Annotated in this window: 12 protein-coding genes; 9 read left to right on the forward strand and 3 right to left on the reverse strand. The window is 62.2% G+C overall.

The genetic code is table 11. The annotated features are described in order from the left end of the window. Window positions 1-3 precede the first annotated feature (3 nt). A complete protein-coding gene (locus VL547_RS02580; protein WP_325574864.1) occupies window positions 4-3,138 on the reverse strand; it encodes a SusC/RagA family TonB-linked outer membrane protein in 3,135 nt (1,044 codons plus the stop codon). 6 nt (window positions 3,139-3,144) lie between these two features. Continuing rightward, window positions 3,145-6,033 (reverse strand): glycosyl hydrolase family 28-related protein, encoded by a 2,889-nt coding sequence (locus VL547_RS02585; RefSeq protein ID WP_325574866.1) that lies wholly within the window; start codon window positions 6,031-6,033, stop codon window positions 3,145-3,147. A gap of 161 nt (window positions 6,034-6,194) precedes the next feature. Between VL547_RS02585 and VL547_RS02590 the strand changes: the two genes are divergently transcribed. The 9 genes from VL547_RS02590 to VL547_RS02630 are packed head-to-tail and all read left to right on the forward strand — an operon-like array spanning window position 6,195 to window position 13,797. Then, on the forward strand, window positions 6,195-6,596 hold the full coding sequence (locus VL547_RS02590; RefSeq protein ID WP_325574868.1) for a PTS sugar transporter subunit IIA: 402 nt from the start codon (window positions 6,195-6,197) through the stop codon (window positions 6,594-6,596). Then, entirely contained in the window at window positions 6,593-7,063 is a 471-nt protein-coding gene (locus VL547_RS02595) for a PTS sugar transporter subunit IIB (protein WP_325574870.1), read from the forward strand. The genes VL547_RS02590 and VL547_RS02595 overlap by 4 nt, the downstream gene beginning before the upstream one ends. Next, on the forward strand, window positions 7,063-8,640 hold the full coding sequence (locus tag VL547_RS02600; protein WP_325574872.1) for a PTS system mannose/fructose/sorbose family transporter subunit IID: 1,578 nt from the start codon (window positions 7,063-7,065) through the stop codon (window positions 8,638-8,640). The genes VL547_RS02595 and VL547_RS02600 overlap by 1 nt, the downstream gene beginning before the upstream one ends. Window positions 8,641-8,642: 2 nt before the next feature. After that, window positions 8,643-10,355, forward strand: coding sequence for a phosphoenolpyruvate--protein phosphotransferase (gene ptsP / locus VL547_RS02605; RefSeq protein ID WP_325574874.1), 1,713 nt, complete (start codon window positions 8,643-8,645; stop codon window positions 10,353-10,355). Further along, a complete protein-coding gene (locus VL547_RS02610) occupies window positions 10,352-10,618 on the forward strand; it encodes an HPr family phosphocarrier protein (protein WP_325574876.1) in 267 nt (88 codons plus the stop codon). The genes ptsP and VL547_RS02610 overlap by 4 nt, the downstream gene beginning before the upstream one ends. Continuing rightward, window positions 10,615-11,340, forward strand: coding sequence for a 6-phosphogluconolactonase (locus VL547_RS02615; RefSeq protein ID WP_325574878.1), 726 nt, complete (start codon window positions 10,615-10,617; stop codon window positions 11,338-11,340). Before VL547_RS02610 ends, VL547_RS02615 begins: the two co-directional genes overlap by 4 nt. Window positions 11,341-11,353: 13 nt before the next feature. Beyond that, a complete protein-coding gene (locus tag VL547_RS02620; protein WP_325574880.1) occupies window positions 11,354-12,694 on the forward strand; it encodes a ligand-binding sensor domain-containing protein in 1,341 nt (446 codons plus the stop codon). A 14-nt stretch (window positions 12,695-12,708) separates the two neighbouring features. Next, window positions 12,709-13,443, forward strand: a complete 735-nt coding sequence (locus tag VL547_RS02625; protein WP_325574882.1) for a helix-turn-helix domain-containing protein — start codon at window positions 12,709-12,711, stop codon at window positions 13,441-13,443. 9 nt (window positions 13,444-13,452) lie between these two features. Continuing rightward, the gene (locus VL547_RS02630; protein ID WP_325574883.1) at window positions 13,453-13,797 is read left to right on the forward strand and encodes a hypothetical protein; all 345 of its coding nucleotides are present in this window, start codon (window positions 13,453-13,455) and stop codon (window positions 13,795-13,797) included. On the opposite strand, the gene VL547_RS02635 is transcribed toward VL547_RS02630, so the two are convergent. Continuing rightward, the coding region (locus VL547_RS02635; protein WP_325574884.1) for a VCBS repeat-containing protein at window positions 13,791-14,516 on the reverse strand (726 nt) is incomplete at its 5' end. The genes VL547_RS02630 and VL547_RS02635 overlap by 7 nt on opposite strands.

Consider the following 14,516-nt stretch of genomic DNA (forward strand, 5'->3'; position numbering starts at 1 on the left):
ATTTTAGAAGATGGCATTTAACTTGAGTCCGAGGGTCCGCTGCGCGGGCAGGTTGAACACGTCAACGCCCCCGAGCGAGTTGCCGGTGGAGGAAGCGATCTCAGGGTCGTAGGGCGCCTTCTTATAGAAGTAGAGCAGGTTCCTGCCGGTCAGGGACAACCGCAGGCTCTTCACCGCCCCGGTTTTGAAGTTGACGCCGTAACCCAGCGCTACCTCGCGGAGCCGGACCACCGTGGCGCTGTAGACGTACTCGCCCAGTGTGGCGTTGCGGCCGCCGATAAAGGTGTACCAGTTCTTGGGGTCGATCTGCGAGACGGCGTGCCCGTTCGGGTCGACGCCGTTGATGGCGACATAGCCCTTGTCGCGGGCCTCGCCGCTGACCTTGGACACGCCATAGTAGTCGAGCATGCCCTGCATCACCGAAATGACCTGCCCGCCGAATTTGCCGTCGACGAGGAAGTTCAGGTTAAAGCCTTTCCAGTTGATGGCGTTGTTCCAGCCACCCTGCCACTTGGGCTCGGGGTTGCCCAGCTTGCTAAAGCCGTTGAGGTTTCCCCCACCCTGTACCGGGTACCAGTTGTTGTTCCCATCGGACACCAGCACCAGCCGGCCACTGGCGTCCTTTTGGAGCGTCTGGCCATAGATGTCGCCGAACTCGCCGCCCTTGACGACATAGGTGTCGTAGTTGTTGTTCCCGGGGGTGAGGTCGACCAGGTTGACGCCGTCCTTGCTGTCGATGTCGATGACCTTGTTGATGTTATGCGAGACGTTGACGGTGGTGGTCCAGCTGATGGCGTGGCTGGGATAAAAGGTGTATCCCAGCGTGAATTCCACCCCGCTGTTCTGGATGTTCCCCGCATTCACGTTCTCCGAGGAATAGCCCGAGGCGGGCGGCGGCACGATGCCGATGTCCTGGTTGTACGTATTGGTCTTGTAATACGTAAAGGCAAAGCTCAGGTTGTCGCTGAACAGGTGCAGGTCCAACCCGCTTTCCCAGGCCTTGGTCTGTTCCGGTTTCAGGCTGGAGGGCGCCGTGCCGTTGAGGACGGTGGAATTGGCCGAGGTGCTGTTTTCCGGGTTGGTCTGGTACTGCCCCACGGTGTTGCCTACCTGCGAATAGGTCCCGCGGACCTTCAGGTAGGTGATAGCCTTGGGCAACGCCAGCGCCTGGTTGAGGATAAAGGACAACCCCGCGGAGGGATAGAAATAGTGGTCGTCGGGTGTGAACGACAGGTTTGACGACCAGTCGTTGCGACCCGACAGGGTCAGGTAGACCCAGTCGCGGTAAGATATGTTCGCGTTCGCGAAAACGGACTGTATCTGGCTGTGGTAAGGCGCGTCGGTCGACACGTTACTGCCGTAGGTACCGCCCGATCCGCCCAGCGGCACCGCCGGTGCGACCTCGATGTTCTGGATCGTAAAGATGTTCGGGAAATAGAGGCCAAAGCCCTGACCCGCCCCCGGACCCCAGCCGATACCGGTGGTCTGGTTGTCGTTGATGCTCGTACCGAGTACCCCGTCGATCTTGAACCCGGCGATCGCCGGCAGGTTGACGGTCAGCAAGGCGTCGCTGTAGAGCTGCGTCAGCGTGTGGTTAAACCCGTTCCAGCTCCCGTTCCCGTTGGACGAAGCCAGGGGCGCGTAGGTCCCCGCCCAGTACTTCTGGTCCCCGAGGTCGTTGATCCGGTCCATGCTGCCACGCGCCTGGACGCTCAACCAGCTGGTGAAGTCGTACTTCAGGCTGGCGTTGACGATGTAACGGTTGCGCGTATTCTCGTTGGTGTTCCGGTTGATGATCCACCAGGGGTTTTGCTGGACGTCCTCGTGGAACGGCCAGTTCTGGGTGGGAGCCCCATTCCCCCCGGATACCGCGGGCAGCTCGTACTCGTTCTTATAGGGGGTGATGTCCAGCCCGCGGGGGAAGAAATACAGTCCCGTCAGCGGGTTGGAGTAGAACCCGATGGCGGGGCTGTTGTTGACCTTTTGGTACACGTAGTTTACGTTCGCGTCGGCCGTGAGCTTGTTGTTGAGGAACCTGGCCGTCTCGTGGAAGTCCAGGTTGTGGCGCTCCAGCGTGTTGTTCGGCTCCACGCCCCGCGCGGTGGTATTGGTGTAGGAGAAATAGGTCTGGGCGGCGTCCGTGCCCCCCGACAGGTTGATGGAGTTGGTGAAATTGGTCGCCGTCTGGAAAAACTTCTTCAGGTTGTCCGGGGCGCTGGTGATCTTCGATCCCCAGCTGTCCACCGCCCCTGCGCTGGTCTGGCCGTAGTCGTTCTGGAACTTCGGCAGGTAGGCATTGTGGTCCATGCTTTCGGACGACGAGAAATTGATCACCGTGCGGCCCGCCCGGCCCTTTTTGGTGTTGATCACAATCACCCCGTTGGCGGCCTGGCTGCCATAGAGGGCCGCCGCGCTCGCGCCTTTGAGGATGGTCATGCTTTCGATGTCCTCGGGGTTCAGGTTGGATATCCCATCGCCCCCTTCCGGGTTACCCCCGTAGGTGTTGCTCATCGGCTGCCCAAAGGGGCTCCCGTCGTTGGAAATGGGCACGCCGTCGATGACGTACAACGGCTGGTTGTTCCCTCCGGTGGAGCGGCTCCCGCGAAGGATCACCTTGACCGAACCGCCGATGCCCGAAGCGCTGGGGTTGATGGTCACCCCGGCGAGCTTCCCGTTGAGCGAGTTCATGAGGTTGTCGCTCTTGACGGTGGTCAATTCGGTGCCCGATACCTGCTGGGTCGAGTACGTCAGCGATTTCTCGGTCCGTTTGATCCCGAGTGCCGTGACCACGACCTCGTTCATGGACTTGGCTTCGCTGGTCAGCTCCACCACCAGGGCGTGGTCGCTGGTGAGCGCGATCTCGCGTTTGGCGTAGCCGACGTTGCTGAAGACGAGCACGTCCCCAAGGAAGGCGTTGATGGTGAAGTGGCCCTTGGCGTCGGTGACCGTGGCATTGGTGCCGCCCTTCACCGTAACCGTTACCCCGGCCAAGGGTTCTCCCGTGGCGTCCCGGACAATGCCGGTGATGCCGGGCTTCGCGGCGTAAGCCCTTAAGGGGCCGTCCGCCCCCAGGGCGCGCCCCGCGCCCGCAAGCGTTGCCCCGACGGCGACGCATAAAAAGAAGGCAAGTAGTTTCATCTCTCGTTAGTTTGGAAGGTTTAGTATATGTAGCGCGTTGTGTCCGGTATAGAAAAGGCGTGTGCCATCGATCAGCACCGACGTCGGCCGCTCCGCGGTATGGATGGTCCTCAGCGGGGCGCCGTTTTTGTCGAAGACATAGATATCTCCGTCGGCTATGTAGACGTTGCCTTTGGGATCGACGGCGTGATCGAACTCGCCTTTTTCAGCGAAGGGTTTCATGTTGCCGAGGTCGGCGGTTGCCTTCCAGGTGCGTTTGTCGTATTCGTCAGTGAGGTAGATGACGCCGTCCGTGGCCTTCGTCAGCGCGGTGGCACGGGCGAGGTCGTATACCCTGGCGATGGTGGTTTTGTTGTCCGGTGCGATCCAGCCCGTATCGGGTCGTACCGCGGCTATCGTGGTAAAGTCGTGGTAGTCGCGCCAGCGATGGGCCGGATACAAAACCGTCTCGGTTAGCGGCCCCTGCGGCAGCCGCTGAATGGTCTCGTCGGGGTTCGCCGGATCGACGGCGTATACCCAGGTGGCGAACCCGCTGTTCCCCCAACCGCTAAAGGAGGTGCCCGCGGCGTCGGGCGGATTGGTAAAGACCTCGCCCGCGCGGGGGACGTATTTAAAGACGACCAGGAGGTTGTCGTTTTTGTCGCACGCCAGCGAGAGCGGCTCCCAGGGGTAGTCGACCAGTAGGCGGACGCCTTTCGCGTTATATTCATAGATGCGCCGCATGCGTGGGTCGCAAAAGAAAACGTTGCCCTTGTGGTCGGCGCAGAGGGCGTGGGCGAATTCGAAGCCCGCGGCGATCGTAGCGTCGGCGGCGCCGCTCGGGACCGATGGTCCCCGGTAGTAGTACCTGGCCATTTCCCATGGGCGGACTTCCGTCCCGGTATTGACGATATAAAACGGATTGGTCGTCGTGTACGGTGTCTGGCTGTAATTGTGCACATTCAGGAACTCGATGTCCCCGCCGCCCCAAAGGCGTACCGACCAGGGATAGGGTTTGTTGACGCGGATGACGCGGAACATATACAGGTTGGCAAAAACGAGATCCTTACAGTCCACGATCTCCATGGGCTGGCATTCCGTGCTTTCGCGGCTTTCTTCTTCGAGCTGCAGGGCGTAGACGCGCCAGCCGGCGACATGGTCGAAGCGGACTTCGTTGCCTACATGGTGCTCCACCGACAAGGCATAGATCCGGCCGGGCGTGCTGGTGTGCGAAACGTACACGCCGGCGGCGGCATACGTGCTCGCCGACCAGATGTCCTTGAACGTGCCGCCTCCGCCGTTGGCGACCCAAAGGCTCCAGTACTGGGTGTCCCAGGTTTCGGGGCCCTGATGGGCGTACTGCGGTGGCATTTGCGGCCGGTCCATCCCACCGTGTCCCCCGACGAACTTGACGTCGTTCATCAGGGAACCGTCCCCCGACATCCACTTACAGGCGACCGCCCGGGAATTGTCATCACCGGTGGACAGACCGATACCGGTAATGATGTTGTGGCCGTTTTGCGGGGTCTCCACCAACGGTACCGGACCCCCGAAACCGCAGAACCCGGGGGTCCGGTCCGCCAGCATGATCTGGGTGCCGATGGGTGTGAGGCCAATGAGCGCCGTGTTGGGTCGTAGCCGCAGCGTCCTGCTCACGCGGTACCACCCCTGCGGCAGGTAGATCGTCGGGTACTTATCGATGGCGTCCTGGAGGACCCGGGTATCGTCGGTTTGACCATCGCCCCTGGCACCGAGGTCCTTCACGTTGACCCAGGTGTCCATGGGCGGCAAAGGCGTGATGTCCGTGGGGGATGCCGCTGCAAACGGCGCGGGCGCGAGGTCGGCGAGGGTGCGATACGCGGCGTCGCCGCGATCGAGACAAAGGCCGTCGGTGAACCGGCGGACGAGGTACGTCGCGGCGCGGCCGTCGGCCCCCCGCGCCGCCCCGGGCGCAGCCACCACCCTGGTCTCGTGACGGTACGCCACCAGCGTCGGAACGCTGCGACACAGGACTGACCGGAGGTTTACCTCATTCGCCGCATTCCGTGCGGTGCTTATTCGGATAGCCGGGCCCGTTATGGAGTCGAATCGGGAGGACTCCATGAAGAGTTTTTCGTGATAATTGTCGTCGACATCGATGACCGTGGGTACGTGGCGGGCGCTCAGGCGGACGATGGTGAGACCGGCTTCCTGGGTTTTTATCGCGGCGACGCGCTGCCCCTCGAAACGGGTGTCGACCAGGAGGAAGGGCCAGCCCGGGGATGGCTTCGTGGTGCAGATGCCGTAGTCGCCCCCATAAAAACCGACGTCCTCGATCTCGTTCCCGCCGTCGAAGAGACCGGCCTTGCCGCCGCCTATATATATGTCGACGTGGGATATAAAGCTGTGCTGGGCGAAGTGCGTACGCAGGGCGACCGCGCCGGGGTTGCCGTCGCCGATCCGGAGGTCCACGTTCGACAGGGCGCTGTAAAAGGTCGAGGCCCCCGCGTCAGGGACGCGGCTCCCCGGCCCGGCAAAGTTGTCCACCCCCACCGGAAGGGCGCTCGTAAACCATATCATATAACGGGCCCGCCCCTTGTCCGCGGAATCGGGCTTGTCGAACCCGGGCGAATGCGGGTCGAGCACGATGACCGGCCGCCGGGCGCCATACCCGATGACCCGGATGCCCCGGGGGATATAGAGGGTCTTTGAAATATGGTATTCGCCAGGGCCCAGGAAAACGATCCCAAAGTTGCGTTCGGTCTTGACGCGGGCGATCGCGGTTTGGAGGTCGTCGCTGGCGTCGCCGGCCGGGGGCGTCATGTATGCGGCGGCGGTATCCCGGGGCCGCACAGGGTAAGCCGATGCCCCGGGGCGCGCGGGGGCGCCTGGGTCACCCGCGTGCGTAAGTGTCCATATGACAAGCGACAGCACCATAGAAGCCATGGATTTTCTCACCGCCTAAATCTATAGAGCGGTGAGGGCGGCGTCAATTTTGGAGGCCCTACAAGTTCCCTACGCCGGAAAAAGGGGTTTGTAGGGGCATTGTAGGGCCTCTGAAGTGGTATATGCGGGGTCTTTGCCGGAACATTGTGGCTATGAACCGGAAGTTTCTGATTGCGACGCACGGCGCTTTTGCGGAGGGGGTAAAGTCGTCCCTGAACATGATCATCGGGCCGACGGACAATGTTTTTGTGATCCAGGCTTACCTCCAGGAAAACAAGCCGTTGGATGAGGAGATCGAGCGGTTGCTCCAGGCGGACGGGGAAGCAGCGGAGTGGGTCGTATTTTCGGACCTGTTGGGGGGGAGCGTAAACAACCAGGTACTACGCTACGCCCTTTGGCCCAACGTACATGTGGTCTCGGGATTCAACCTGCCGCTGTTGATCGAGATCGTCATGTCCGACCCGGCGGCCCCGGTCCGCGAAGTGATAGAGAACGCCCTGACGGCGGCGCGGGAACAAATGGTATATGTCAATAAACTGATAACGGGACAATGATTGCACTCTGTAGGATAGACGACCGGCTGGTGCACGGACAGGTGGCCTTTACCTGGGTGCCGGCCCTGGGGATCAACCACCTGATAGTGGCCAACGACCAGGTGGCGGGGGATGAGTTCCAGAAGCTGGCCCTCGGGCTGGCGGCGCCGAGGGGCGTCACCCAGCGGATCATGACGGTGGAGGGCGCCGTTGCCTTCCTGAACGACCCGGCATCCACGCCTTTAAAGATATTGGTCCTGGTCAAAGACGTCCCCGACGCAGCCCGGCTGGCCAGGGACGTCCCCGCCGTGACCTCCATCAACTTTGGCGGTATCCGTAGCCGTGAGGGCGGGAGTCACGTGTCCAAGGCGGTGGCGTTGACCGAGGGCGACATCGCGCTCGTAAAGGCGCTGCTGGAAAAAGGGATCGAGCTGGAGGTCCGGCAGGTGCCCACCGATACCCGTCAACGCCTCGAAAACCTGTTGTAGTGTCGACCGCCTCCATCATATGGATCACCTTGATAGCGGTGCTGGGGCACTCGGAAGACTTCCTCGGGACCACCCTGCTGAGCCGTCCGCTGGTGCTCGCGCCCCTGGTCGGGGCTGCGCTGGGGGATGTCCACGCGGGGATCGTCATGGGCGCGACGCTGGAGCTGATCTTTATGGGCAATATAAAGGTCGGCGCCGCCATACCGCCGGATGTGATCACGGGCGGGGTGCTGGGGACGGCCTTTGCCATTACCTCCGGGAAAGGCGCGGCCATCGCGCTGGCCCTGGCGGTCCCGATCTCGATCCTCGCGGAGATGTTGCTGAGCTGGCTCTTCGTCACGCGCTCGGTTTTTAATAAGGCCTTTGCCCGGGCGGCCGCGTCCGGCGACTGGAAACGCATCCAAACGCTCCACGTCGCCAGCGGGTTGCTCAAGCCGCTGCTCATGGGGACGGTCGTTTGTCTCTCGCTGCTGCTGGGCGCGGGTGCGATGAAGAGTCTGTTAGACTTGATCCCCGCCTGGCTCAACACGGGGCTGGTCGTCGCGGGCAACGTGCTGCCCGCGCTGGGATTTGCATTGCTGCTGAACCTGATGTTCCGGCAGGACGTGGCGCCTTATTTCTTCTTGGGATTCATCCTGGCGTCGTACCTGCATTTGCCCATGATAGCCATCGGCGGGCTTGGCATAATTGTCGCCATGATCGTCACGGGTCGAGACACGCGGGCGGACGGCGGCGATCCGGGGGCGGCCGGGCACAACGGGCGATCGGACGGCGCGGCCGCGGCACACGTACTCGGCGCCCGCGAGATCCGCGCGGTCTTCTGGCGCTCCATGGCCCTGGAGGCCAACTTCAATTTCGAAACGTGGCAGAACACCGGCGTAGCCTTCGCGCTGGTTCCGGTGCTCCGCTTGACCTGTCCCGACCGGGCTTCCATGGCTCGGGCGCTCGAAAGGCATTTACAGTTCTTCAATACGAGCCCGTACGGCTCGACGCTGATCCTCGGTATCACCGCAGCGATGGAGGAGCAACGCTTTAAGGACCCCGATTTTGACGAGGAGTCGATCAACGCCGTAAAACTCGGGTTGATGGGACCGCTCGCGGGTGTCTTCGATTCACTGTTCTGGGGAACGCTAAAGGTGATCGCGGCGGGCGTGGGCACGTCGCTGGCGCTCAAGGGGAGCCTGCTGGGGCCGCTCTTGTTCCTGGCCATCTTCAACGTCCCGCACCTGGCGTTGCGCTACCGGCTTACCTTTACCGGGTATAGGGCGGGGATGCGGTTCCTGCAGAGGCTGCAAGGGTCACACGTCATGGACCGGCTGACGCAGGGCGCGTCCATACTGGGGTTGATGGTCGTCGGCGCGATGCCGGCGACGCTGATGACGGTGGGGACGCCGCTGCGTATAGGCGAGGGCGTTACCCTCCAGTCGGTGCTTGACCAGGTCGCCCCGGGGCTGATCCCGCTCGGCCTGACGTTCCTGGTGTATGCGGGTTTGAAACGACACATAAAAACATCGTATCTATTGGTAGGGCTGCTGGCGCTCGGTTTTTGCGGGAGCTTGCTGCACATACTGAACTGACTATGACACAGATCGAAGGAATCGGCGCCTCCCCCGGCATTGCCATCGGCAAGGCCCTGGTCATCGAACGCGAAGAGCGCGTGACCCGGGGCCGGTTGCTGGCGGACCCCACGGAGATAGCGCGCGAGATCGAACAATACCGTTTCGCCGTCCGCCGGTCCATCGCCGAAATCAGGGGGATACTCGACACCGCGCGGCCGGACACGGACAGCGCCGACATCCTGGAGGTCCAGATCGAGCTGCTCGGCGACCCTCAGATGGAGCGGGACGTGGTCCAAAAAATATCGACCGGTATGAAAACCGCGTACGACGCAACCCTGGAGACCGTCGGCGAAATCACCGAATTGTTCCACGGTCTGGAGGACAATTATATACGCGAACGCTCTGCGGATATACAGGATATGGGGAACCGCCTGCTGCGGAACCTCGAGGGCGCCGCGGAGCCGGCGCTTTCGGCGGAAGCGGGCACCATCCTCGTCGCCTGGGACCTGGCGCCCTCGCATACGCTGACGCTCGACACGAGCCGGGTGAACGGCTTGCTCACGGGGGCGGGTGGCCGCACGTCGCACGCGGCAATCATCGCGCGATCGCGGGGGCTGGCGGCCGTCGTGGGTTTTGGCGAAGCGATCCAGGGCATTACGCCCGGCGACACGATTATCCTCGACGGCGAGACCGGGACGGTGATCATCGACCCCGAGCCCGCCGTGCTCGATACGTACACGACCCGGCAACAGGCACAGCAGGCAAAGGCCGCGTTGCTACACGCCCTGCGCGGCAAACCCTCCGTGACCCAGGACGGCTGGGCCGTTCCCCTGCTGGCCAACGTGGCCTCGATGGCCGACCTCAACCTGGTGCAGGCCTATGGTGGCGAAGGCGTGGGGCTGCTCAGGACCGAGCTCCTGTTTATGGACCGCGACACGATGCCTACGGAGGAAGAACAGTTTTCCTTTTATAAATCGATTGCCCGGCATACCAAGGGGAAACCGCTCACGATCCGGACCCTCGACCTCGGCGGAGACAAACCCCTCCCCTACCTTCCTTTGCCCGCGGAGGAAAACCCCGCCCTCGGCTACCGCGCGATCCGCGTTTGCCTGCGTGAGCCGGACATTTTCCTGCCACAGCTCAAAGCGATTTTGAGGGCCAGCGCCTGGGGCAAGGTAAAGGTGCTCTTCCCGATGATCAGTACCGTCGCTGAAGTCCGGGAGGCCAGGGCGCTGCTGGACGAAGCCAAACGTCAGCTGACGAGGGAGGGCGTGGGCTTCAACAAGGAGATACCCGTGGGCGTGATGATCGAGGTGCCCGCGGCGGCGTACATCGCCGACCTGCTGGCCCGCGAGGTCGACTTTTTCAGCATCGGTACCAACGACCTCGTACAGTACATGCTGGCCGCGGACCGCATGAACCCGCGCGTGGCAGGACTTTACGATCCTTTTCACCCGGCGGTCATCCGCCTGCTCCAGTTCGTGGTCCAGCAGGCCCAGCGACAGCTGGTACGCGTCAGCCTTTGCGGCGAAATGGCGTCGGACCCGCTGGCCACCCTCCTGCTCATCGGTCTGGGCGTGGACGAGCTGTCGGCCAATCCCGCCTCGATACCCCTGGTAAAAAACACCGTCGTCAGCCACACCCGCTCCGCGGCCCAGGCGTTGGCCAAACGCGTCCTAACCATGGACAACGCGGCGCAGATCCGCGCCTGTTTAGAAGAAGCAATCTCATGATGACCAAAGACTATACACTGACAGCTCCCGACGGCATCCACGCCCGCCCGGCCACCGCGCTGATCCGCCTGGTCCGGACATTCCAATCCGACGTGCGTATGAAAAAGGACGGCCGGGAAGTCCAGCTCAACAGCATACTCCAGATCCTGGGGCTGGTCCCGAAGGCCGGTGACACGGTAACCGTGACCGTGAGCGGTCCGGATGAAGGCGCCGCGTTCGAGGCGCTGGATGCATTTTTCACCAAGGAATTCGCGCACGTATGACCATTACCGTATGCCCCACCCCGGAAGCCTTCGATCGCACCGCCGCCTGGCGGATCATCGCGCAGATGCTGTCCAAACCGTCTTCGGTCATCGGCTTATCCACCGGCCAGACGACGATGGGTATGCACCGGATCGTATCCGACATCTTTTCCGGGCACCCCTTCGACGTATCGCGGATCACCCTCTTCAACGTCGACGAGCTCACCAACCTCCCCCGCAGCTACGCCGGCAGCTGCTATACCATGATCCGCACGCAGCTGGCCGACGCCCTCGGCATCCCTGACGAGCGGTTCCTGATGCCGCCCACGGAGTCCGACGACTTCGCGCTCGAGGCCCGTCTATGGGAAGAGCGGCTAGCCGCCGCCGGTGGCGCCGACCTCCAGATGCTGGGCATCGGTCTCAACGGCCATATCGGTATCAACCAGCCCGGCACCCCCTTCGAGAGCGAAACCTGGGTCTCCCCCATGGACCCCGGCTTCGAAGCCCGCGTCCGCCGCGAAACCCAGGTCCCCCCCGGCACCGAGCTCGGCGGTCTTACCCGCGGGATCAGGAACATCATGCACACCCGGAGGATCATACTGATCGCCAAGGGCGCGCACAAGGCCGACATCGTCGCCCGCGCCATCCGTGGGCCGGTGACCACCGACATCCCCGCCTCCGTCGTGCAGCTGCACCCCGACTGCGAAATTTTGCTCGACGCCGCGGCCGCCAGCATGATTTGAGTATCTTGCCGGCATGCGCTTTTTTTTGCTCGTCCTGTTGCTGGCCGATGTTGCCTCCGCCCAGGAGCTCCTGCCCAGCAAGATGCCGTACCGGGACCTTCCAGCCTTTTGTCTTTGCAGACCCGATAGCGATGTCGCCAATGAGAACTCTTTCTACGCATTTACCGATAGCCTCGGCCTGCTCCCGGAGTTTCGTCAGGGCAGGGGCACCGTCCGGCTCCAACTGGTCGTGGACTCTGCTGGCGACGCCCAGGCCATTAGCTATATGAGCAAAGCGCTTAGGGCGCAAGTGGACGCCATCGCCGCCTACCTGGTAAACTTCCACCGTTGGAACCGGACCGCCTTTTCGGCTTTTACCGTGGTCGTCCAGGTGGACTGGAACAGGGGGGAGATCCGGTGGAATTTCCAGCCCCCCGATCTGGCATTTTTCAAGACGAGGTTGTACGATGCCCCAAAGCCGGTCATAGAAAATAAGCTCTTCAGTTATCCCGGCAACCCCCGGAAGCGATACAACGTAACCGTCCGGGACAAACAGAACGACGGTCTCTCCGACGACTATGGCACTTCGGTCGCCGTGGACCGGCAGGGCTTCGTCTGGGAGGGCACCACAGGAGGTGTCAGCCGGTTGCACGACGACCAGGTCCGGACATACCTACCTCCCGAAGAGGTATTTGTCGGCGCCCTGGTCGCAGACAAGACCGGCAACAAATGGATGACGGACTTTAAAAAACTGTACCTGTATGACGATAAGGTATGGACGGTTTTCGATTCGTCGGTGACCGGTTTGAGCTGGGTCAGGTCCATTGTTCCCATAGCGGATGGACGTGTGATGGTGGCGGGTTATGGCGGTGTCGCCACATATGATAAAGGGACCTGGACAACCAAGCGCCTCCCGGACAACAACGTCTATTTTGCGGCCCCGGACAGCAAAGGACGGCTTTGGGTGGGCACTTCCGGCGGAACCGCCGTTATCGGCCATGATTCGATTTTTTTGAGCCCATCGATTATCGACGGAATGACCGAGGACGCTGAAGGGAATTGCTGGTTTGCCACCAGCGATGGCCTCGCCGAATATTCCGTGACAGGTCACTGGTTGTTGAGGACGGCGCAGAATTCAGGTATGCCGTCCGGCCATGTCAACCATGTACTCTACAACCCGCATGACAACTCCCTTTGGATGAGTATACAACACGTAGGCGTTTGCCGGTGGGACATTTTAAACGATTGGCTCGTCATAACCCGCGAAAATTCCCCTTTTCCCAGCACCGAGGCCACCGGGCTGGCCCTCGACCAAGAGGGCAATGTGTGGTGCGCCACCCACGAGGGCCTGGTGGAGGTCTCAGCGGTGAAATAGCGTAACTTTAGGACATGCAAACGTTTCTTCCCAGTGCGGCGCTCCGCCCCTACGTGCGGTCCATCCTCGTGATCGGGAGTGCCGGGGGAATGGATAGCCGGGTGGTGCCGGATACGTCGGTCGTGCTGGCGTTGCGGTTTGCGGGTCTGGTCAGGGGGATACCGCCCTTTGCCCTGAGCGGGTTGCAAAAAAGCGCGCGGGTCCTGACCTACGAGCCCGGGACGGGGACCGTGCTGGTCCTCTTCCGGGAGGGTGGCGCGAGACACTTTTTCCCGTTGCCGATGCACGAATTCTATGGCGTTAGCGAGGACCTGGGCGCCTTCGTGCCCGCTTCGGTTTTGTCGCGGCTGGCTACGGAACTGGCGCTGGCGCCCGATCGGGTCGCCGTGGCAGAACGGTTCCTGCTCGACCGGTTGTCGACATCGGCCGGCGACCGGCTGGTGTTCGAGGCGGTGCGGCGGATACGCGCCACCGGTGGGGAAGCCCGGATCGGGGACCTGCTAAAGGACATTCCGCTGAGCCGGGATCCGTTCGAAAAACGTTTTCGCCAGGCCATCGGCGCCACGCCCAAACAATTTTCAGGTATCGTCCGTTTTCGGAACCTTTTGGCGCGCTACCCACTCATGGACAACCTCACCCGGGCGGCCTATGCCTCGGGGTATTTCGACCAGGCGCATTTTATCAAGGATTTTAGGATATTTACGGGCAAGACGCCCGGCGACTTTTTTTCCGGTCCGGCGTTCTGGTAACCACGTTCTATGTTCAAAAGATTCAGCTTCCGCGCCTTCTTCCTCTGTATGCTCGTAGTCATCGTCTTGATGATCGGGTCCTTCTTCGCCTACACCGGCGTGACCACCCAACGCTGGATCGCCTTAACCTTCAATATCCTTCGTTACCCGTCGCACCTCATTTTCGGCAACGGCTCCATCGACAGCTGGGGCGCCTTCCTTGGCGGCATGGCGCTCAACATCCTCCTTTTTTCCTTCGTCCTCGAACGGTTTACCGCGATCTTCCGCCGCAAGCGAAAACGGCAGCCCGATGCGCCGCCCGCGCCGCCTTCGTCGCACGACGCACCGGCCCCATCCGCACACAACCCCTATTGACGCTGGAGCAGCACCGTTACGGTGCCGTCTCCGCTGTTCCCCACGACTATATCGTATTTACCATCGCCGTTGAGGTCGGCGATCGCGATGCCGTCGGGTTGGCGGCCGGCGGGGATCGTGGCGGTTCGGTGAAGACCTTCGCCGCTGTCGCCATACAGTGAGATGGTCGCGGCGGAATAATTCACCACGCAGATGATTCCATGGGCGACGGCGACGCGGGTGGGACCGCCGGGACCGGGGGCGCAGGCATATTGGCCGAAGTGCCCGGCGCCGTCGTTGTACAGCAAGTACACGCTGTCCTGACCGCGGCGGTCGGTCGTGACGGAGGACGCGTCTACGACGGCGAGATCGGGATGGCCGTCGCCGTTATAGTCGCCGGTGGCGACGCCAAAGGGCATGGTGCCCGCGCGGTAACGCGCTTCTTTGAAATGGCCGTGGCCCTGGTTGAGCAGGACGCTCACGTCGTCGCCATCGAGGTTGGTGGTGACGAGGTCGGGGCGGCCGTCGCCGTCGAGATCGGCGGCGCGCAGGCGCTGGTAGGGATGCTTACCGGTCTGCAACGAGTCGCTCTCGCGGAAGTTGCCGGTACCGTCGCCATAGAGCAGCAGCAGGCGGTCGAGACCCCAGCTGTCGGTGGCCAGGTCGGGGTGGCCGTCGCCGTTGAAGTCGCCGGCGGCGATGCCGTGGGTGTGGGGTTTGGCGTAGACGGGGAAAGCCCG

Source organism: Dinghuibacter sp., from assembly GCF_035492835.1.
Classification (GTDB): domain Bacteria; phylum Bacteroidota; class Bacteroidia; order Chitinophagales; family Chitinophagaceae; genus Dinghuibacter.